Origin of the sequence: Streptosporangium sp. NPDC005286 (genome assembly GCF_040607515.1) — a bacterium.
In the GTDB taxonomy this organism is placed as follows: Bacteria; Actinomycetota; Actinomycetes; order Streptosporangiales; family Streptosporangiaceae; genus Streptosporangium.
This window is the reverse complement of record NZ_JBEXGU010000064.1, coordinates 19705-38478: the sequence shown is the minus strand read 5'-3', so window position 1 is coordinate 38478 and position 18774 is coordinate 19705. Positions and strand designations below refer to the sequence as shown.

17 protein-coding genes are annotated in these 18774 nt (G+C 69.9%); 3 read left to right on the top strand and 14 right to left on the bottom strand.

Annotation, left to right across the window (positions count from 1 at the left end; translation table 11 throughout):
- Positions 1-51 precede the first annotated feature (51 nt).
- The 5 genes from ABZU75_RS23205 to ABZU75_RS23185 are packed head-to-tail and all read right to left on the bottom strand — an operon-like array spanning position 52 to position 4590.
- Complete coding sequence (locus ABZU75_RS23205; protein WP_355557732.1) at positions 52-768, bottom strand: response regulator transcription factor; 717 nt, start codon at positions 766-768, stop codon at positions 52-54.
- Between the two features lie 49 nt (positions 769-817).
- The gene (locus ABZU75_RS23200; protein ID WP_355557729.1) at positions 818-1390 is read right to left on the bottom strand and encodes a hypothetical protein; all 573 of its coding nucleotides are present in this window, start codon (positions 1388-1390) and stop codon (positions 818-820) included.
- 28 nt (positions 1391-1418) lie between these two features.
- The gene (locus ABZU75_RS23195; RefSeq protein WP_355557726.1) at positions 1419-2690 is read right to left on the bottom strand and encodes an ABC transporter permease; all 1272 of its coding nucleotides are present in this window, start codon (positions 2688-2690) and stop codon (positions 1419-1421) included.
- A complete protein-coding gene (locus ABZU75_RS23190) occupies positions 2687-3418 on the bottom strand; it encodes an ABC transporter ATP-binding protein (RefSeq protein ID WP_355557723.1) in 732 nt (243 codons plus the stop codon). The genes ABZU75_RS23195 and ABZU75_RS23190 overlap by 4 nt, the downstream gene beginning before the upstream one ends.
- Complete coding sequence (locus ABZU75_RS23185; protein WP_355557720.1) at positions 3415-4590, bottom strand: biotin/lipoyl-binding protein; 1176 nt, start codon at positions 4588-4590, stop codon at positions 3415-3417. The genes ABZU75_RS23190 and ABZU75_RS23185 overlap by 4 nt, the downstream gene beginning before the upstream one ends.
- A gap of 148 nt (positions 4591-4738) precedes the next feature.
- Between ABZU75_RS23185 and ABZU75_RS23180 the strand changes: the two genes are divergently transcribed.
- Positions 4739-6652, top strand: coding sequence for an efflux RND transporter periplasmic adaptor subunit (locus ABZU75_RS23180; protein ID WP_355557717.1), 1914 nt, complete (start codon positions 4739-4741; stop codon positions 6650-6652).
- A gap of 124 nt (positions 6653-6776) precedes the next feature.
- Here ABZU75_RS23180 and ABZU75_RS23175 read toward each other — a convergent pair whose 3' ends face one another.
- The 4 genes from ABZU75_RS23175 to ABZU75_RS23160 form a co-directional block, all read right to left on the bottom strand.
- The gene (locus ABZU75_RS23175) at positions 6777-8159 is read right to left on the bottom strand and encodes a HAMP domain-containing sensor histidine kinase (protein ID WP_355557752.1); all 1383 of its coding nucleotides are present in this window, start codon (positions 8157-8159) and stop codon (positions 6777-6779) included.
- Entirely contained in the window at positions 8159-8890 is a 732-nt protein-coding gene (locus ABZU75_RS23170; protein WP_355557715.1) for a response regulator transcription factor, read from the bottom strand. The genes ABZU75_RS23175 and ABZU75_RS23170 overlap by 1 nt, the downstream gene beginning before the upstream one ends.
- 10 nt (positions 8891-8900) lie before the next feature.
- Positions 8901-10091, bottom strand: coding sequence for an L-2-hydroxyglutarate oxidase (gene lhgO, locus ABZU75_RS23165; RefSeq protein WP_355557712.1), 1191 nt, complete (start codon positions 10089-10091; stop codon positions 8901-8903).
- Positions 10092-10309: 218 nt separating this feature from the next.
- Positions 10310-11335, bottom strand: coding sequence for an NAD-dependent epimerase/dehydratase family protein (locus ABZU75_RS23160; protein WP_355557709.1), 1026 nt, complete (start codon positions 11333-11335; stop codon positions 10310-10312).
- A 327-nt stretch (positions 11336-11662) separates the two neighbouring features.
- Between ABZU75_RS23160 and ABZU75_RS23155 the strand changes: the two genes are divergently transcribed.
- Positions 11663-12040: an STAS domain-containing protein gene (locus ABZU75_RS23155; RefSeq protein ID WP_355557704.1), complete on the top strand. Its 378-nt coding sequence runs from the start codon at positions 11663-11665 to the stop codon at positions 12038-12040.
- A 26-nt stretch (positions 12041-12066) separates the two neighbouring features.
- On the opposite strand, the gene ABZU75_RS23150 is transcribed toward ABZU75_RS23155, so the two are convergent.
- Positions 12067-13200: a hypothetical protein gene (locus ABZU75_RS23150; protein ID WP_355557701.1), complete on the bottom strand. Its 1134-nt coding sequence runs from the start codon at positions 13198-13200 to the stop codon at positions 12067-12069.
- A gap of 119 nt (positions 13201-13319) precedes the next feature.
- Between ABZU75_RS23150 and ABZU75_RS23145 the strand changes: the two genes are divergently transcribed.
- Complete coding sequence (locus ABZU75_RS23145; protein ID WP_350915654.1) at positions 13320-14288, top strand: aldo/keto reductase; 969 nt, start codon at positions 13320-13322, stop codon at positions 14286-14288.
- Between the two features lie 292 nt (positions 14289-14580).
- On the opposite strand, the gene thpR is transcribed toward ABZU75_RS23145, so the two are convergent.
- The 4 genes from thpR to ABZU75_RS23125 form a co-directional block, all read right to left on the bottom strand.
- Entirely contained in the window at positions 14581-15153 is a 573-nt protein-coding gene (thpR, locus tag ABZU75_RS23140; RefSeq protein WP_355557698.1) for an RNA 2',3'-cyclic phosphodiesterase, read from the bottom strand.
- Positions 15110-16489 carry an MFS transporter gene (locus ABZU75_RS23135; RefSeq protein WP_355557695.1) on the bottom strand — a complete coding sequence of 460 codons (1380 nt, stop codon included), beginning with the start codon at positions 16487-16489 and terminating at the stop codon, positions 15110-15112. Before ABZU75_RS23135 ends, thpR begins: the two co-directional genes overlap by 44 nt.
- Positions 16490-16545: 56 nt before the next feature.
- The gene (locus ABZU75_RS23130; RefSeq protein WP_355557692.1) at positions 16546-17007 is read right to left on the bottom strand and encodes a MarR family transcriptional regulator; all 462 of its coding nucleotides are present in this window, start codon (positions 17005-17007) and stop codon (positions 16546-16548) included.
- A gap of 193 nt (positions 17008-17200) precedes the next feature.
- Positions 17201-18670 (bottom strand): NCS2 family permease, encoded by a 1470-nt coding sequence (locus ABZU75_RS23125; protein WP_355557689.1) that lies wholly within the window; start codon positions 18668-18670, stop codon positions 17201-17203.
- Positions 18671-18774 lie beyond the last annotated feature (104 nt).

Sequence of the window (18774 nt, the reverse complement as noted above, 5' to 3'; positions counted from 1 at the left end):
ACACACAAAACTCAGAATCAGGTCAGGTAGCGCTGAATATCGGCTGAAAATTCAATCACTGTGCGGGGGGCGCAGCACGTACCCCACCCCGCGGAGGGTGTGGATGAGCCTCGGCTCGGCCGTGTCGACCTTCCGGCGCAGGTAGGAGACGTAGGACTCGACCACCCCGGCGTCGCCGCCGAAGTCGTAGTTCCAGACGTGGTCGAGGATCTGTGCCTTGGACAGCACCCTGCCGCTGTTGACCATGAAGTAGTGCAGGAGCTTGAACTCGGTGGGCGACAGCCGCACCGGAACGCCGGAACGCCAGACCTGGTGCGCCTCCTCGTCCAGCTCCAGGTCACCGACCTGCAGGCGGGCCGGCAGGTCGAGGTCTCCCCTGGTACGCCGGAGCACCGCCCGGATGCGGGCGAGCACCTCCTCCAGGCTGAACGGCTTGGTCACGTAGTCGTCGGCCAAGCGCAGCCCGGCGACCTTGTCGTCGGTGCCGTCCCGCGCGGTGAGGAAGAGCACCGGCATCTGACCGCTCATCTCCCGCAGCCGCCCGGCCACGGCGAAGCCATCCATGTCGGGCAGCATCACGTCCAGCACGACGAGGTCGGGGCGGATGCGCTCGGCGAACTGCACGGCCTCCCGACCGTCCACCGCGGTCACCACCTCGAACCCGGACAGTCGCAGGCTGGCCGAGAGCAGCTCCCTGATATTCGGTTCGTCGTCCACGACCAGTAATCGGGCTTCCACTCTGTCCAGCACCCCCTGAGGCTCGCTCACCTCTCTGGAACGAAGCTCAGCCGAAGCTGAACGTTTCCTGGGAACCGGCTCACCGTCGGCCGCCCCCCTCGTTGATCGCGGTCGCGCTGACCGAGCCGTCCTCGGCCCTGGCTCCCTGTACGACCACCGTGCCACCGGGCTTGAGATCCGCGACCTTGCCCTCCTTGGTGAGGCGCACCGACGTCTCGTCCGTGGTGTTCACCGTCACGACGGATCCGTCGGTCGTCTGGAGGTAGACCTTCTCGCCCTCCACCCGTTGCACGGTGCCGACGGTCATGCCGCCCCGGCCGCCACCGCCCTGCCCCGGCCCCTGGCCCGCGCCCTGACCACCCTGCTGCCCGTTTCCAAAACCGCCGTATCCACTGAAACCGCCGGGACCCGCGCCCTGGCGCATCGCGGCTCCCGGGGCACCGGTGGGACCGGACGTGACACCCGTCGCCTTCTGCACCTGGATACCCACGATCACCCCTGCCACGAGCATCACCCCGGCGCCCAGCACGAGGGTGAGCGTGGACAGCCGGCGCGGCGGCCGGGCCGCCAGCTCGCTGTCCAGGTCCCCCCGGAACGGGGAGCCCTCCAGGGATCTCCCCGCCGGGACCGTCTCGTCGGCGTTGCCGCCCATGTCTCTCTCCTTGCCTAAGCCGTACGGGTCACTCGTGGCGCAGGGCCTCGATGGGCCGGAGCTTGGCCGCCCGGTTGGCCGGGTAGCCGCCGAAGAACAGCCCGATGCCCACCGAGACGCCGAGGGCCAGTGCGATCGAGGACGGTACGAGCACCGGTGAGATCCCGGCGATCGTGAAGCGGGTGCCGGCGAACGCGATCGCGACGCCCAGCAGGCCGCCCACCAGGCTCAGCACCGTCGCCTCCAGCAGGAACTGGCCGAGAATGGCGCTCCTGGGCGCGCCGATGGCCTTTCTGATGCCGATCTCCCTGGTCCGCTCGGTGACGGTGACCAGCATGATGTTGGTGATGCCGATGCCGCCGACCAGCAGGGAGATGGCGGCGACCGCACCGAGCAGGGCGGTGAAGATCCCGATGGTCGAGCTGACCGTCTCCTGCAGGGTGGCCTGGTTCAGGATCCGGTAGTCCGCGGTGCCCGTCGGGGTGATGCCGTGCCGCTGGTTGAGTATGGCGGTGACCTCGGCCTGCGCCGAGTCGGTGGCGTCCGCGCCGGTCGCCTGCACGATGATGGAACCGAGCGCGCCGAACCCGGTCAGGCTCTGCTGCACGGCGGGCAACGGCACGATGGCCACGTCATCGGCGTCCTGCATGCCCGTGGAGCCCGACTCCTTGAGCACCCCGATCACGGTGAACGGCACGCCTGAGACGCTGACCGGCTTGCCGACCGGATCGGCGGTGCCGAACAGCCCCTCGGCCACGGTCCGCCCGATCACCATGACCTTCCTGGCGGCGATCACGTCGTCGTTGACGAAGTAGGTACCGCTCTCCACGGGCTTGTTCGTCGCCTCGAAGTAGCTGGGGTAGGTGCCCACGAGCTGCGCGATCGTATGGCTGGCGCCCTCGTGGACCGCGGCGGCCGAGTTCGCGGTCACCACGGGCGACACGCTCCGTACCGAGGGCACCTGCTCGCGGTCGGTCAGCGCTCTGGCGTCCTCCAGGGTGAGCGGCCTGGCCTGGGTACGCGGGCCGGCGTTCTGTCCCGCGCTCACCCGGCCTCCCCCGGCGCCGCCGAAACCGCCACCGCCTCCACCGCCCCCGGCGAAGGACGCCGAGATGGTGAGGGTGTTGGCGCCGAGCCGCTGGATGGACTGCTGGATGCTCTGTGAGGCTCCCTCGCCGAAGGCGACCAGCAGGATCACGGCCGCCACCCCGATCAGGATGCCGAGCGTGGTCAGGAAGCTGCGCAGCTTGTTCGCGGCCAGCCCGCGAAGTGCGAACCGCAGGATCTCCAGTTGGCTCACGCGATGACCTCCGGCATGCGGGGCGGGAGCCCGTCGACGGGGGCCTGGCGGCGGTCCTCGATGATCCGGCCGTCCACCAGACGGATGACCCGCTTGGCGTGAGCGGCCACGTCATCCTCATGGGTGATGATCACGATCGTCCTGCCTGAGACGCTGAGCCCGTCGAGGATGCCCAGCACGTCCTCGGTGGAGGCGGTGTCGAGGTTGCCGGTCGGCTCGTCGGCGAGGAGGAGGGCGGGCGCGGTGACCAGCGCCCTGGCCACGGCCACCCGCTGCTGCTGGCCACCGGAGAGCTCGTTCGGCTCGTGGCGGACCCGGTCGGAGAGACCGACCTGCTCCAGGGCCGCCAGGGCGCGGGCCCGCCGGTCCGCGGCGCCGACCCCGCCGTACGCCATGGGCAGCTCGACGTTGGCGAGCGCGCTCATCCGGGGGATGAGGTTGAACGACTGGAAGACGAAGCCGATCTTCCGGTTGCGGAGCACGGCGAGCCGGCGCTCGTCCAGCGAGCCGACATCGGTGCCATCGATGTGGTAATCGCCCGAAGTGGGCACGTCCAGGCAACCCAGGATGTTCATGAGCGTGGACTTGCCGGACCCGGAGGCGCCCATGATGGCGACGTAGTCGCCCCGTTCGACGTTGAGCGAGACACCGCGCAACGCCCGGACCTCGGCGTCTCCTCGGCCGTACACCTTGGTGATGTCCTTCAGGGAGAGGACGGGGACGGTCATCTGCCGGCCCCTCCCCCGCCGCCGAGGCCGCCACCGCCGCCGATACCGCGACCGCCGCCCCCGCCCCCGAAGCCGGGGAAGCCGCCGCCCTGCTGGGTGGTCCCGGTGGCCGCCGGGCGGACCACCTGGTCGCCCTCGTTCAGCCCGGATTTGATCTCGGTGAGCGTGTCGCCCTTGACCCCGGCCTCCACCTGGACGGGCACCTGCTGCCCGTCGCGCAGAACCGTCACCGTGCTGCGGGAGCCCGTGGTGGAGATCACCGTGGAGGAGAGCGCGAGCACGTTCTGCACGCTCTCGACGACGACCCCGACCGTGGCGGTCTGGCCCAGCCTGACCTCGTCCGGCACCTCGGTGAAGGAGATCGTCACCGGGTACTGGACCACGTTGTTGCTGGTGGTGGCGGTCGGCTGGATCTGGGTGACCTTCCCGGCCGCGGTGACGCCGTTGAGCGCGTCGAACCCGATGGAGGCCGCCTGGCCGACCTTGAGCCGGGTGACGTCGGACTCCGTGAAGGTGCCGACGAGTTGGAGCCTGCCGGTGTCCGCGATGTCGATGAAACCGCCCGAGCCGCTCGCCGCACCGCCGGAGGAACCCGCACCGGCCGCGTTGCCCGAGTTGCCCGCGCCGCCGGTGTTTCCGGTGTTTCCGGTGGCCTTGGCGGAGGCGCCCGAGGAGCCCCCGACCGTGCCGTTGACCGCGGTGACCGTACCGGAGAACGGCGCCTTGATGACCGTGCCGTCCACAGCGCGCTTCGCGGCCCGGTAGGTGTTCCTGGCCGTGATGTACTGGGCGTAGGCCGCGGCGGTCGAGGTGTCGTCGTCCGCGGTGTCGAGGGCGGCGGCGGCCGCGTCCAGGCTCTCCTGCGCCGAGTCGTCGTCCAGCCTGGCGAGGATCTGGCCCTTGGTGACCTTGTCCCCCACCTTGACGTAGATCTTCTCGACGGTGCCGCTCGATGCGAAATCCAGCGCTCGCGCGCGGGCGCTGGCCACGGTCCCCGAGGCGGAGACGGAGGCGGTGACGGAGGCCCGGGTCACCTGCACGGTCCGCACCGCGGCGTCGGCGGATGAGGCCTCGCCGCCGAGGGAGGAGTAGGCGATCACCGCTCCGCCCAGCAACAGGACCCCGAGGGTCCCGTTCACGATCAGCGCTCCGCGCTTGGTCGACAGCTTCACAGCGCTCGACCCTGGCGTACCAGGCTTGGGCCTACCCCGACAAAGGCTGAAGATTTCCTGTAGACCGTGTCGTACCGCTCAGGATGCACAGCAAACCTTCAGGCACCTGTGAGCATGCTGTGAATCAGACGGTCCAGGATTGTCCGCCATGAGACCGACCCATCTGTCGAAGAACCTGCGCGTGGGAGGGCTTGCCCTCGCCGCCCTCGTCCTGGTGGGCGCGGGCGCGATCGTCGTGCTCGACGGCGGCTCCGACCAGGCTCCCCGGGTGGAGTTGGCCTCCGCCAGGCGCGGGACGGTGACCGCCGCGGTGTCGGCCGCGGGCAACACCGTGGACGACGGCACCCGGAACCTGGCCTTCGGCGGATCGGGAACGGTCACGAAGGTCTATGTCAAGGCCGGGGAAAAGGTCAGCAAGGGGGATGTGCTCGCCAGGATCGGCTCCGCACCCGCACGCGAGCGTTACACCGCCGCGAAGGCGCAGCTCGCGGCGGCCGAGGAGGCGCTGGAGGAGGCGGGAAGCACGACCGGAAGCACAGCGGGGGACGCGGCAGGCGGAGCTCCCCAGCAGCAGCAGTCGACACCGGGCCAGACCGGGACCGGCCGGTCCGATCCCGCCGGGCAGACCGGATGCGAGCCCACCGCGACGCGGCCTCCGGGGGCGGGCGCCACCCCCGCACCGACCGGGACGAGCGCCCCGGCCCCGGCGCCCGAGCCGACCGGAGCGGAGCGGGAGGTACGGGTCGTCCCGGCCGCTGGTATCGCACCCGTCGGATACCGCCTCATGACGGCACCGGTCACCCCGACGCCCGTACCCGACCCGGCGCGCTCCTCCACTACGGCCGCCGCGCTCACGCGGACCTCACTCGTGACGCCCACGGCCACCCCCACCCCGTCATCGGCGGGACGGCCGGGGGGCGACTCTCCCCAGCCCGCCCCGACGGTCACCGTCACCGTGACGGCCGCTCCGACGGTGACGGTGACGGCCACCGCGACGGTCACCGTGACCGCGAGGCCGGACGGTGGCGGGCCGCCCGCGACCTCGGAGCCGGTGCCCACGGCCCAGCCCTCCGGTCCGACGACCGGCCCGGGTGGGCCCGCAGGACCGACGGCCCACCCCGGCCCGACAGCCGCCCCCACCGGCGCGGCCAAGCCGACGGCGACCGCCAGGCCCACCACCGTCAGGACGCCGACCCCCGGGCCCACCGGATGCTCCACCCCGAAGCCGGGCGCGAACACCGGCGCGGGTGCCGGTGCCGGTACCGGTACCGGTACCGGTGCGAACGCAGGCGCGGGCGCGGGCGCGGGCCGGAACTCCGGGCAGGCCGCCAAGCAGGGCACCGCCCCGAACACCGGGCAGAGCGGAGGCGCCGGCGCCTCCGCCGGCGGGGCCGGGCGGGGGACGCTCAGCGTGGAGCAGGCCGAGGCCCGCGTGAAGCAGGCCCAGGCGGAGCTGACCGACGCCAAGGAGGAACTGGCGGGCGTGCGGATCGTCGCTCCCGCCGACGGCACCGTCATGTCCGTGGCCGGCGCGGTCGGCGACAGCGCGGACACCGGGACGTTCCTCACCCTGGGAGACCTGGACGAGCTTCAGGTGGAGGCGCTGTTCACCGAGTCGGACATCGGCAGCCTGGAGCTGGGCCAGCAGGCGGCGATCACCCTGGCCACCCGGCAGGGGAAGCGGTACACGGGCACCGTGACCGGCATCGCCCCCACCGCGACCACCACGGACCGCCTGGTGAGGTACGGCGTCACGATCGCATTCGACGAGCCCCCGGCGGACCTCATGGTGGGCCAGACCGCCTCGGTCACCGTGACCGTCGCCAAGTCGGCGGAGGCTCTCTACGTCCCGGCCCAGGCGGTGAGGACCAGTGCGGGGGTCTCCCGGGTCACCGTGCAGGGCGGCGTCGAGCGGGTCGTGGAGACGGGCGTCCGGGGCGACCAGTACGTCGAGATCACCTCAGGGCTGGCCGAGAACGACCGGGTGGTACTGCCCGGCGGCGCGGCCGGCGGGGAGTTCCCCGACAGCAGCTGGCCGGAGGCCGGCACCGGCGCCCGCTGAGCCCGGACGACCACCGCCGGCACGAGAGCCGGGGTGGGGCCGCCACACCCCGGCCCCACCCCGAACGGACAGGCGACACCAGGCAGGACACCCTCGAACAGGCGGCGTCGTACCGGACGGGAGGTCAGTCGGACTCGGGGGCGAGGGGAAGAAGCACCCGGAACGTCGCGCCCTTGCCGAATTCCGAGTCCACGGCGACGCTGCCGCCGTGGGCCTCGACCATCGCGGCCACGATGGCCAGGCCGAGCCCGCTCCCGCCGTCCTCGGGGGCGCGGCGGCCCCGGGCGGAGTCGACCCGGTAGAACCGCTCGAAGACGCGTTCGCACTGCTCGGAGGTGAGGCCGGGTCCCTCGTCCGCGACCTCGATGACGGCCATCCCGTCATCGGCGGAGAGCGTCACCCGCACGGGAGTCCGCTCGGGAGTGTGGGTGAGCGCGTTGGTCATGAGGTTGCCCACGACCTGGCGGAGCCGTACCTCGTCGCCGGAGACGATGAGCGCGGAACCGTCCACCGAGAGCGTGACCTCGCGCTCAGGGGCGAGGATGCGGGCGTCGTGGACGGCGTCGGCGGCGATGGCGAGCAGGTCGACCGGGCGCATGACCAGCGGCCGTTGCTGGTCCATCCGGGCGAGCATCAGCAGGTCGTCGACGAGCAGGCCCATCCTGACCGCCTCGGACTCGACCCGGCGCATCAGCGGCGCGGCGTCGATTCCCGGCCCCTGCCGGTAGAACTCGGCGAACCCCCGGATCGAGGTCAGCGGCGTGCGGAGCTCGTGCGAGGCGTCCGCCACGAACCTTCGCATGCGCTCCTCCGACCTGCGAGCCGAGGACTCCGACTCCGAACGGGCCCGAAAGGCGGTCTCGATCTGGGCGAGCATGCCGTTGAGCGACCGGCCGAGGCGGCCCACCTCGGTGCGCGGGTCGGCATCGGGGACCCGGCGGCTCAGGTCTCCGGCGGCGATGGCCTCGGCGGTGCGCTCGATCTCCTCCAGTGGGCGCAGGCTCCTGCGGATGATCAAAATCCCGGCCCCGGCGAGCATCAGCATCAGACCGCCACCGCCGAGGAGTTCCACCAGCGCCAGCTGGCCGACGATCTGCCGGACCTCGGCCATGTCAACGGCGACGACGAGATTTCCGCCGCCGTTCAACGGGACCGCGCGAGCTCGCCAGTCGCCGCTGTCGAACGGCCGGTTGTCCTGGCCCTGAGGCACCGACGGCCCCGGCTTGCCCTCCACGTCGGCGCCGCTGTAGGCGTCGAAGGTCCTGCCGCTGGAGCCGCGGAGCTCCAACCTCGCGTCGGGCGACAGCGGCTTGCCGATCGGTATGACTCCCCGGTTCATCCGGCGCAGCGCGGTGTCGACCATCATGTCGATCTGGGTGTCGACGCGGTCGATCAGGTAACCACGCATGATCGAGACACTGCCGATCCCGATGAGGGTGAGCGCGATCGTCAGCAGGGCCAGGATGACGGCGATCAGCTTCACCCGCAGCGGGGTCGCGTTGAGCATCACGGCGTCGGCGGCAGGCGCAACACGTATCCGACGCCGCGCAGCGTGTGGATCAGCCGCGGGTCCGTGTTGTCGATCTTGCGACGGAGCACGGAGACGTAGGACTCCACGATGCCGACATCGCCCCGGAAGTCGTAGTCCCACACGTGGTCGAGAATCTGGGCCTTGGACAGCACCCGCCCCGCGTTCGCCATGAAGTAGCGGAGCAGTTTGAACTCCGTGGGTGACAGTGCCACCGCCTTGCCCTTGCGCCACACCTCGTGGCTCTCCTCGTCGAGCTCGATGTCCGCGAAGTTGAGCCGGGGCTGGCGGGGGGCGAGGTCGCCGGAGCCGGTACGGCGTAGCACCGCCCTGATCCGGGCCACGACCTCCTCCAGGCTGAACGGCTTGGTCACGTAGTCGTCCCCGCCCAGGGTCAGCCCCCGGATCTTGTCCTCGGTGGCGTCGCGCGCGGTGAGGAAGACCACGGGGGTGTCGCTGCCACCACCGCGCAGACGCCGTACGACGTCGAAGCCGTCCATGTCCGGGAGCATCACGTCAAGCACGATGAGATCGGGCCGGTGCCGCTGGACGGCGGCGACGGCGTCCGTGCCGTTGCCCGCCGTGTTGACGCCGAACCCGGCGAACCTCAGGCTCGCGGCCAGAAGCTCAAGGATGTTCGGCTCGTCCTCGACGATCAGCAGACGTGCCTCGGGTGAGTCGGTCACTGGTCTATTTTCACCGGCCCACATGAGAAAGCAGTTAACTGGTCAACACAGAGGCTAACCCCACAATATGTCTGGCAATGGCCAGGCTGGAGGTTGCCGCCGGTGAGGGGGCGTTGCGCACGAGGGCGACACGGCCGTGCACGTCGATCGCGAAGTCGTCCAGCATGCCGCCGGAGGCGTCCACGGCCTGTGCGCGAACGCCGCCGGTGGTCCTGACAAGGTCGGCGGCGGTCAGGGCCGGGACATAGCGGCGCGCGGCCTTCAGAAACGACCTCCTGCCCACCGAACCGGTCACCTCCCTGATCCCGGTCCGCCAGTGCCGGGCGGCCAGCCGCCGGGTGCCACGCCAGGCCAGAATCCGGCCCAGCTCCGCCAGGTCGACGTCCCGCCAGGAGTAGCCCTCCAGCGCCAACGCCATGACCGCGTTGGGGCCGACCAGCACCTCACCGTCGATCCTGCGGGTCAGGTGCACGCCGAGGAACGGGTAGCGGGGGTCGGGAACCGGGTAGACGAGCCCTCGGACCAGGTCCTTCGCCGCGCCGGCCAGCGCGTAGTACTCACCGCGGAAAGGGACGATCCGCACGTCCCCGGCGGCCTTGACCATCCGTGCGACGGTGTCGGTACCGAGCCCGGCACAGACGATCAGCCGGTCGAAGCTCAGCGTCCGCTCCCCCGCCAGGACCTTCACCCCGCTCGCGGTCTCCCGTATCGCGCGCACCGGATGTGAGAGCAGCACCGATCCGCCGTTCTCCTCCACATCCGCGGCCAGACGCCTGGCGACGGCGGGGAAGTCGGCGATCGCGGTGCGCGGGGAGTGCACGGCACCCGTGCCGACGGTGTGCGGCTCGACCTCCCGCAGGGCCAGCGCGTCCAGCTCAGCGATGCCGGGAACCCCGTTCGCACGGGCCCGCTCGGCGATCCGCCGCAGCTCGGGCCGCTCGGCCGAGGTCGAGGCGACGACGAGCTTGCCGACCTCGTCGTAGGGGATGCGGTGCTCGGCGCAGTACTGCCGCAGCAGTGCCACACCCTCACGGCAGAGCGTGGCCTTGAGCGAGCCGGGCCGGTAGTAGATCCCGGCGTGGACGACGCCGCTGTTGTGCCCGGTCTGGTGGGCTCCGACGCGGTCCTCCTTGTCCAGCACCGTCACCCTGGCCCCGCGGGTCAGCGCCGCCTCCCTGGCCACGGCCAACCCGACGATCCCCGCACCGACGACCCCGACGTTCATCGCCACCCCCCACCCACACCTCGACCCCGGCACCCATCGCCGACGCCCACCCGCAAATCGGCCACGGCCAACCCGACGATCCCCGCACCCACGACCCCGACGTTCATCGCCGCTCCCCGCCCACCCGCAAACCGGCCACGGCCAACCCGACGTCCATCGTCGACTCCTGACTGTGAGGTGGTCACCGCCGCCACCCCTGTCGCGCTGGAGGGATCGCGTTACCGCGTGACACTACCCGCCAGCCTGCCGACCTTGTCCAGACCGAGGTGCCCTTCCTGCGCCAGCCAGCGCAGCGAGTCGGTGACGGTCTCCTGGACCGGCCGCAGCCCCACGCCGAGCGCCTCAAGGGTCGGGGTGTCGTACGCGCGGACCATCGTGACCATCATCTCGACGGCGTCCCTGGTCAGCGGGTAGTCGATCTCCTTGATCAGTTTCATCGCGTCGACCACGGCCGCCGCGCCGCGCAGCACCGAGCGGTGGACCCGGAACCTCCGGCAGCGGTTCCCGGTCACCTCGTCGCAGACGTCGGCGAGCTGCGCCCAGGTGAGGTAGTGCCCGCCCAGCATGAACCGGCGAGGTCCCCGCCCCGGTTCGAGGCAGCGGGCGAGTATGAGAGCCAGATCCCGTACGTCGACGACGCCGACGCCGCCGGCGGTGATCGGCCATCCCTGTTCCAGCCCCGCGCGCAGCCCGTCCATCAGCGCGTCCAGCGCGGGCTGGCACGGTCCGGCGACCGCCGCCGGGTAGACGATCGTGACCGGCATCCCCTGTTCCTGGAGCCGCCTGGCGTAGTGCTCGGCGGAGATCTTGCTCCTGCCGTACTCGTTCCTCGGCGTGGAAAGCGGACTCTCGGTCGTGATCACCGGGCCGGTCGGGGGCACGAAGACGCCGATGCTCGAGATGTGCACGACCGGGTCGAGACCGAGTTCGACGGCCTGCCCGAGGACGTTCTTCGCTCCGGTCACATTCGTACCGGCCAGGTCGCCGACACGGCCGATGACCCCGATTTCCGCGGCGGCGTGAATGACCGCGTCGCACTGTTCGAGCCCGTCCCGCACGGCCGCCGTGTCGCGGATATCGGCCCTGTGCAGGGGAACCGGATCCGTCACCCCGACACCGGCCAGCACTTCGCGCGTTTTCTCTGGATTGCGTATGAGAAGAAGCGGCTCGTGTCCGTCGGCGAGAAGCGCGGCGACCGCATGCGAGCCGACGAAACCTGATGCCCCGGTTACCAGAACGCGCATCTTCGAAAGTTAGCGGCAATCCTCACTGGAAGAGAAGGGATAACCCCTCTGGTTCTTAACCATCATTGCCTATTGCCGGAAATCCATCCGGGACGGTTGAGGAATACCCGAATATGTCGGGGCAATAAATCTGGATGCGGTCATTCATCTTCGGCATGGGGTCACGTTCCGGACCGGTCGGCGGCACGGGAGACGAGCGCTGGTCCTCGTAGCCGTTACGCACATGTCTCCCGCCCGTCGCCCACCCCGGCGCTCCGGCGGGGTATACCTTGATCAGGTCGGACGACAGCCGAAACCGACAGCTTCACCGGGTGGAAATGCGAGGCGATGAGCAGAGAACTCTCCATCGGCGTCGACCACCACGAGCGTGCCGGCTGCACCGTGATCAGCGTCGCGGGCGATATCGACCGCAACTCCAGCGAACTACTCAGGGAGACCATCGAGCGACTGGTCTCCGAATATCGCCCCCGGATCGTCATCGACGCCCAGAAGATCACTTTCTGCGACTCCACCGGGCTGCGGGTGCTTCTCAGCGGCGTGCGCATGACCTCGGAGGCGGGCGGCTGGTTGCGGCTGGCGGAGGTGTCGGACGTCCTGGAACGTCTTCTGCAGATAACCGGGCTGTACGCCTGGTTTCCCATCGACGCCGACGTGGCGGCCGCCCTGTCCCACACCTCCCCCCACCACCCGCAACTTCCCGACTGAACCAGCCGAGACGCCCCGATCACCTCTCAGCGGGTGTTACGGGCGATCAGGGTGATGGTGCCCGTGGCGCCCGCGGCGATGGCCAGCCAGAGAAGCACCGCCGAGGTCGGCACCCCCGCGTCCTCGCCGGTGTCGTCCTGTTCGGCCTTCGCCCCGGCGCCCGGCGTGGGGGCCAGTTTAGGATCCGGCGTGGGAGCCGGTGTGGGGGCCGCCCGCCGCAGGGCGGTCGTGGGTTCCGGAGCCGCCTCACGGAGAACCTCCTCGGGCAGCGGCACCTGGTAGACCGGGCTGCGCTTCCCCTCGCTACCGGTCAGCAGGTACCTGCCGTCACGCGTGTAGGTGATCGACTCGGCCTGCTCCAGCTGCGGCATCGTCACCCGGGTGATCTGTTCGCCGGGAGCACGGTAGACCGTGGCGGAGAAGTAGGTCCGGATCACGAAGCTCGACCCGTCGGGGGCGTAGGCGGCGTCGGTGGCCATGATGGGCGCCGGGCCGACCTTGCGGAGCACGTTGACCCTGTCGGTGCGCAGCCGTTTCGGTGCCTCGTAGACGGCGCCGGCGAACTGCTTGGTCACGATGTAGAGGCGCCCGGTCCGGGGGTTCACCATGATGCCCTCCGCGTTGTGCCCGCCGTCCTCGTAGCGGAAGCGGTAGCGCACGGCGGGGACGACGGCGTCGCTCAGCACCGTGGGCTCCGCGACCTTGTATACCGAGACATCAGGCCAGGCCCCGTCGAAGTTATCGCCGATGTCCGCGAACCAGAGCACCCCCCGGCCGGTCTTCTGGTCGATGGAGGCGGCCATGCCCTCCCAGTCGCGGGCCTCCGCCCCCCGCAGGGTGAAGGTCGCGCGGGTCTGACCGTTGGGACCGACCGCGTAGAAGACCGGCCCGGCGCCGCTGTCGTTGTGCGTGTAGTAGACGTCCTCGTGGGTCGGCGAGACCGCCAGCCCGCTCGACTCGCTGATCCGGCTGTCCTTGAAGCGAAAGAGGAGCCGCTCCTCACCGTCCGCCCGCACCCCCTGCCCCGTGCGCTGACCCGCGTCGGCCCATGCCGCCCGCCCGTCGCCCACCGATGCGCTCTGCCCCGTGAAGGCCATGGCCGCGGTCAGGCCGACCACCGCGAACGCGCGAACCAAGACTTCCCCCGGCTTACTCAGCATCCAGCCATCATGCCCCGGCGGGACCGGCGGGCAGCACAGACGCGACGGGGCCGGCCGACACGGATTTCCCCGCTGATCCTCTCGCCTGGAGTGCACTCCAGGTATTTAGTGTGGGGCGCATGGAATACACGCAGCTTGGCCGTACCGGCCTGAAGGTCAGCCGCCTCTGCCTGGGCACGATGAACTTCGGCCCCTTGACCTCGGAGGAAGACTCCTTCGCGATCATGGACCACGCCCATGAGCTGGGGATCAACTTCTTCGACACAGCCAACGTGTACGGCTGGAAGAAGGGCGAGGGCATCACCGAGAAGATCATCGGCCGATGGTTCGCCAAGGGAGGCGAGCGCCGCGAGAAGACGGTGATCGCCACGAAGCTCTACGGTGACATGGGCGACTGGCCCAATGAGGGTCGCCTGTCCGCGCTCAACATCCGGCGCGCCGCCGACGCGTCGCTGAAGCGGATGCAGACCGACTACATCGATCTCTACCAGGCACACCACATCGACCGGAACACCCCGTTCGAGGAGTTCTGGGAGGCCATGGACATCCTCAAGCAGCAGGGCAAGATCCTGTACGTGGGGTCGTCCAACTTCGCGGGCTGGCACATCGCCAAGGCCCAGGAGAGCGCGCGGCGGCGCAACACTCTCGGCCTGGTCTCCGAGCAGTCCCACTACAACCTGATCGTCCGCGCCCCCGAGCTTGAGGTCATCCCGGCGGCCGAGGACTATGGCCTGGGTCTGATCCCGTGGAGCCCGCTCGCGGGCGGCCTGCTCGGCGGCATCCTCAAGAAGATCGACAAGGGCCGGTCGGCCTCGGAGCAGATCACCGCCCAGTTGGAGAAGCACCGCGACAAGATCGAGCGCTACGAGGCGTTCGCGGACGAGCTCGGTGTGGACCCGGCCAACCTCGCGCTGGCCTGGCTGCTCCACCAGCAGGTCGTCACCGCGCCGATCATCGGGCCGCGCACGCTCGACCAGCTCGACGGCACCACCAAGGCGCTGGAGATCGCGCTGGACGAGAAGGCCCTGACCCGCCTGGACGAGATCTTCCCCGGCTTCAAGACGGCGCCGGAGGAGTACGCCTGGTAGGCGGTGCCCGAACGGTGACCCCCGCGAGGTCGCCGGGCAAGCCCCGGTGGGCGGCCAGAGCCCCTGTCCCGCGTATCTCGCCGTGGCCAGGCTCGGTCAGCGGGCCTCTCGTGAGGCGCAGGAGGGGGCCGCGATGACCGACGACGCGACGAGGCCCCGCCTGACCGCAGTGGGCAGCAGATCCAAGGGGCACGGGGCCTAGGACACGAGTGCGCCGATCACCACGAGGAGCACGAGAAGCACGAGCACCGTGGGCAGCAGCCAGCGACGGGGACGATCCACGCCCTGGAGCCTAGCCCTGCCCACGAGGTGCCCGTGCCGCCAGGTCCCATTCCTCAACCGTTTCGTAGCGGACCCTGGCTCCGAGGTTGCTCCGTATCAGGTGCACCGTCTCCAGTTCCCACTCGGTGCCGGAGAACGGCCCGAACGCCTCGACCAGGGGACCGATGTCCGTCTCGGGGCGGCATCTGGCCAGGCTCAGATGCGGTGTGAACCTCCGGTGCTCCGCCTGTCCGGCTCCGGCGCGGCGCGCCCCGGCCGCCACGGAATCGGCCAGGCGGCCCAGCCGGAGGAGGTCACCGCACAGCCCGGTCCAGAAGACCCGAGCCCTGCCCGCCGAGGGAAACGCGCCGGCGCCGGCGAAGGACAGCGTCATCGGAGCGTGCCGCGCGGCCGCCCTGGCGAGGCGCGTCCGCAGCTCGGGCAGCACCCGGTCGGGCACCTCCCCCAGGAACGACAGCGTCACGTGCCAGTTCTCCGCGTCCAGCCAACGCAGCCCCGGCCATCGCGCCAGGTGAGGTTCGAGGGCGCGGACGAGCTCATCACGCGCCGGCGCCGGCGGCGGTAATCCCACGAACAGCCGCATGCGACCTCCTGCTGATCAGCCTTGTCAGCATTGTCGCCGCAGCGGCGCCGATCAGGGTGAGCACCCCGCCGATCACGACTCCGGTACGCACCCCGCCCAGCTCGGAGATCCAGCCGAGCAGCGGCGCGCCGAGGGGGGCTCCCCCGGTGAACACGAGCACGTAGATCCCCATCACCCGGCCGCGCATCTCCGGCGAGGTGGCCAGCTGCACGCTGGCGTTGGCCGCGGTGTTCACCGAGATCAGCGCGATGCCGGCGGGCACGAGCAGGATCAGGTAGAGCGGATACCAGGGCGCCAGGCCGCTGGCGATCTGGAACAGGCCGAACGCGACGGCGCCGGCGACCAGCAGGCGCCTGCTCGGCTTGACCCGCCGCGCCGCCACGAGGGCACCCGCCAGCGCTCCGATCGCGAACATGCTGGAGGCGACCCCGAACGAGGAGGCACCGGCCCCGAAGATCTCACGCGCCATCAGCGCTATCGACATCGAGAACGACTGCGTGAACATCGAGACGAAGGCGATCAGCAGGATCGGCATGAGCAGCTCAGGCCGCGCCATCACGTAGCGCAGGCCCTCGCGGAGCTGGCCCTTCCCCCTGGGCACCGGTTCCGGGGTGGTCAGCTGGGAGGTGCGCATCAGGAACAGGCCGCTGAGCACCGCGGCGAACGACACCGCGTTGATCAGGAAGATCGGACCGGTACCGCCCAGTGCGTGGATCAGGACACCGGCGACGGCCGGGCCGACCACCCGGGCCAGGTTGAAGCTCGACGAGTTCAGCGCGATCGCGTTGGACAGGTCCTTGCGGCCGACCATCTCGACGACGAACGCCTGCCGGGTCGGTACCTCGACACAGGCGATGAGGCCGAGCGTGAAGGCCATCACGTAGACCTGCCAGACCTGGGCCGAGCCGGTCACGGTGAGCACACCCATGGTGAGCGCGAGCAGGCCCATCAGCGACTGACAGACGATCAGCAGCGACCGCTTGGGATAGCGGTCGGCGAGCATGCCGCCCCAGAGGCCGAACAGCAGCAGCGGCAGGAACTGCAGCGCGACGGTCAGGCCCAGCGCGGCGGCGCTGCCCTTCGTCAGGTCGAGCACCAGCCAGTCCTGCGCGGTGCGCTGCATCCAGGTGCCGACGTTGGAGACCACGCCTCCGGCCGCGAACAGCCGGTAGTTGTAGACGCGGAGCGACCGGAACATCCCGTCCCGCGTCTCGGGCACGGTCTGGGCCGATCCGCTCTCGGTGGCCTGGAGCTCGTTCACGGTGGCGGCCCTCGCGGCCCGCCGCCGCATCCGCGCCCGCAGTCCGAGCCTTCTCCTGGACTTTCCGCCTGGCATGGCGGACGCCCCGGCGTCACGCGGGACCGCCGGGGCCCCGGGTTCCTCGGGGTCGGCTAGATCCGGCTGAGCTTCTCCAGTATCGGGGCCGCCTGCCTGAGCGTCGCCCTCTCCTCGGGTGTCAGCTCCTTCAGCTGCCGCGTCAGCCACGCCTCCTTGAGACGGCGCTCCTCCTTCAGCAGTGCCGAACCCTGGTCGGTCACGCTCACGGTCACCTGGCGCCGGTCGGTCGGGTGCGGTGTACGCGACACCAGCCCCCGCTCGACCAGCACGGCGATCACGCGGGTCATCGAGGGCGGTTGCACCTTCTCTAGATCGGCCAATTCTCCGGGGGTTATCCCGGAATGCCGTTCCACGGCGGCGAGGGTCGCGAGCTGGGTGGGCGTCAGCGAGTGCACCGCGGCCTGCCTGCGCAGGCGCCTGTTCAGTCGTGCCAGAGACACGCGCAGGGCCGAAGCCAGACCGGCGTCGCTTCGCAGGATCGCGACGTGGTCCTTCTTGGGGTGATTCGTTAGCATAAGTCATTACCTTTGCTAACTATATACGACTGCACGTGATTCCCTCCAGGGGGTTTACTTCTCGACGCGGGCCGGACGGCGCGCCGGACGGCCAGGGCTCGCCAATCTTGGCGTGAAGCAGTCGCCCTTGACACGCGAAAGCCGCCATGGTGGCCGGCGAAATCGAGCACCATGACGGCTTCCGCACCACTGCTCAGCCCAGGTTGAGCAGGGCCTTGATCGGGCCGAGGGCGAAGTAGACGGCGAACAGCGCCGCGACGATCCACATCAGCGCGTGCAGTTCGCGGGCCTTGCCCTTGAACAACTTGATCAGCACGAAGGTGACGAAACCCGCTCCGATACCGGTGGCGATCGAGTAGGTGAACGGCATCAGGACGATCGTGAGGAACGCCGGGATGGCGATCTCGTAGTCGGTGAAGTCGATCTCCCGGATCGAGGTCATCATCAGGAAGCCGACCACGACCAGGGCGGGGGCGGCGGCCTCGTAGGGGACGACGGCGACGAGCGGTGAGAAGAAGATCGCCAGCAGGAACAGGACACCGGTGACGACGCTGGCGAGGCCGGTGCGCGCGCCCTCGCCGACACCCGCGGCCGACTCGATGTAGGTCGTGTTGGAGGAGACGGAGGCCGCCCCTCCGGCCGCCGCGCCGATCGAGTCGACAAGGAGGATCTCCTTGGTCCTGGGCAGGGTGCCGTCCTCCTTGAGCAGCCCGGCCTGGCCGCCGACGCCCACGATCGTGCCCATGGTGTCGAAGAAGTCGGTGATCAGCAGGGTGAAGATGAGCAGCAGGGCCACGAGGACCGAGACGGAGCCGAAGGCACCGATCGGGTCGAACTCCGTGAACAGCACCAGCGGGTTCTCGAACCCGAAGATCTTCTCGGGCAGTTCCGGGACGACGAGCTGAAAGCCCCCCGGGTTGGGGTCCTGGCCCGGCACCGTCGCGGCGCCGACCTTGGTGACGGCCTGGACGATGATCGCGATGACCGTCGTGGCGACGATGCCGATCAGAATGGCGCCCTTCGTCTTACGCGCCACCAGCACCACCATCAGCAGCAGGCCGACCACGAAGACGAAGATCGGCCAGCTGGCCAGCGAACCCGCGATGCCGAGTTCCAGGGGCGGCCCCGCGGCCACCCGGCGGACGAAGCCCGCGTCCACGAAGCCGATCAGGGCGATGAACAGGCCGATGCCGACGCTGATCGCGGTCTTGAGCTGGGGTGGGATGGCGTTGAACACGGCGGTGCGGAACCCGGTCAGCACCAGGAGCGCGATGATCACGCCCTCCAGGAACACCAGGCCCATCGCCGACTCCCAGGACATCTGCGAGGCGATGCCGAAGGTGACGAAGGCGTTCAGGCCGAGGCCCGCGGCCATCGCGAAGGGGACCTTGCCGATGACCCCCATCAGGATGCTGAGCACTCCCGCCACAAAGGCGGTACCGGCCGCGACGAGCGGGATGTTGGGCGCGCTTCCGTCGCCGATGAACTGGCCCTCGACATCCGGGACGGTAGCGATGATCAGAGGGTTGAGCACGACGATGTAGGCCATCGTGAAGAACGTGGCGAACCCACCACGCACCTCCCGACTCACGGAGGAGCCCCGGTCGGAGATGTGGAAGAAACGGTCAAGTCCACTTATTTGGGAGGTTTTACTATCTTTCACTCACGCAGAGTGACAGCGAGTGCCTCTTTCGGGAAGACCCGGTTGCCGATGGTGATGGTTTCGAGATGGATTCGCGCCTTCACGTAATCCGTTTTGCGAACAGT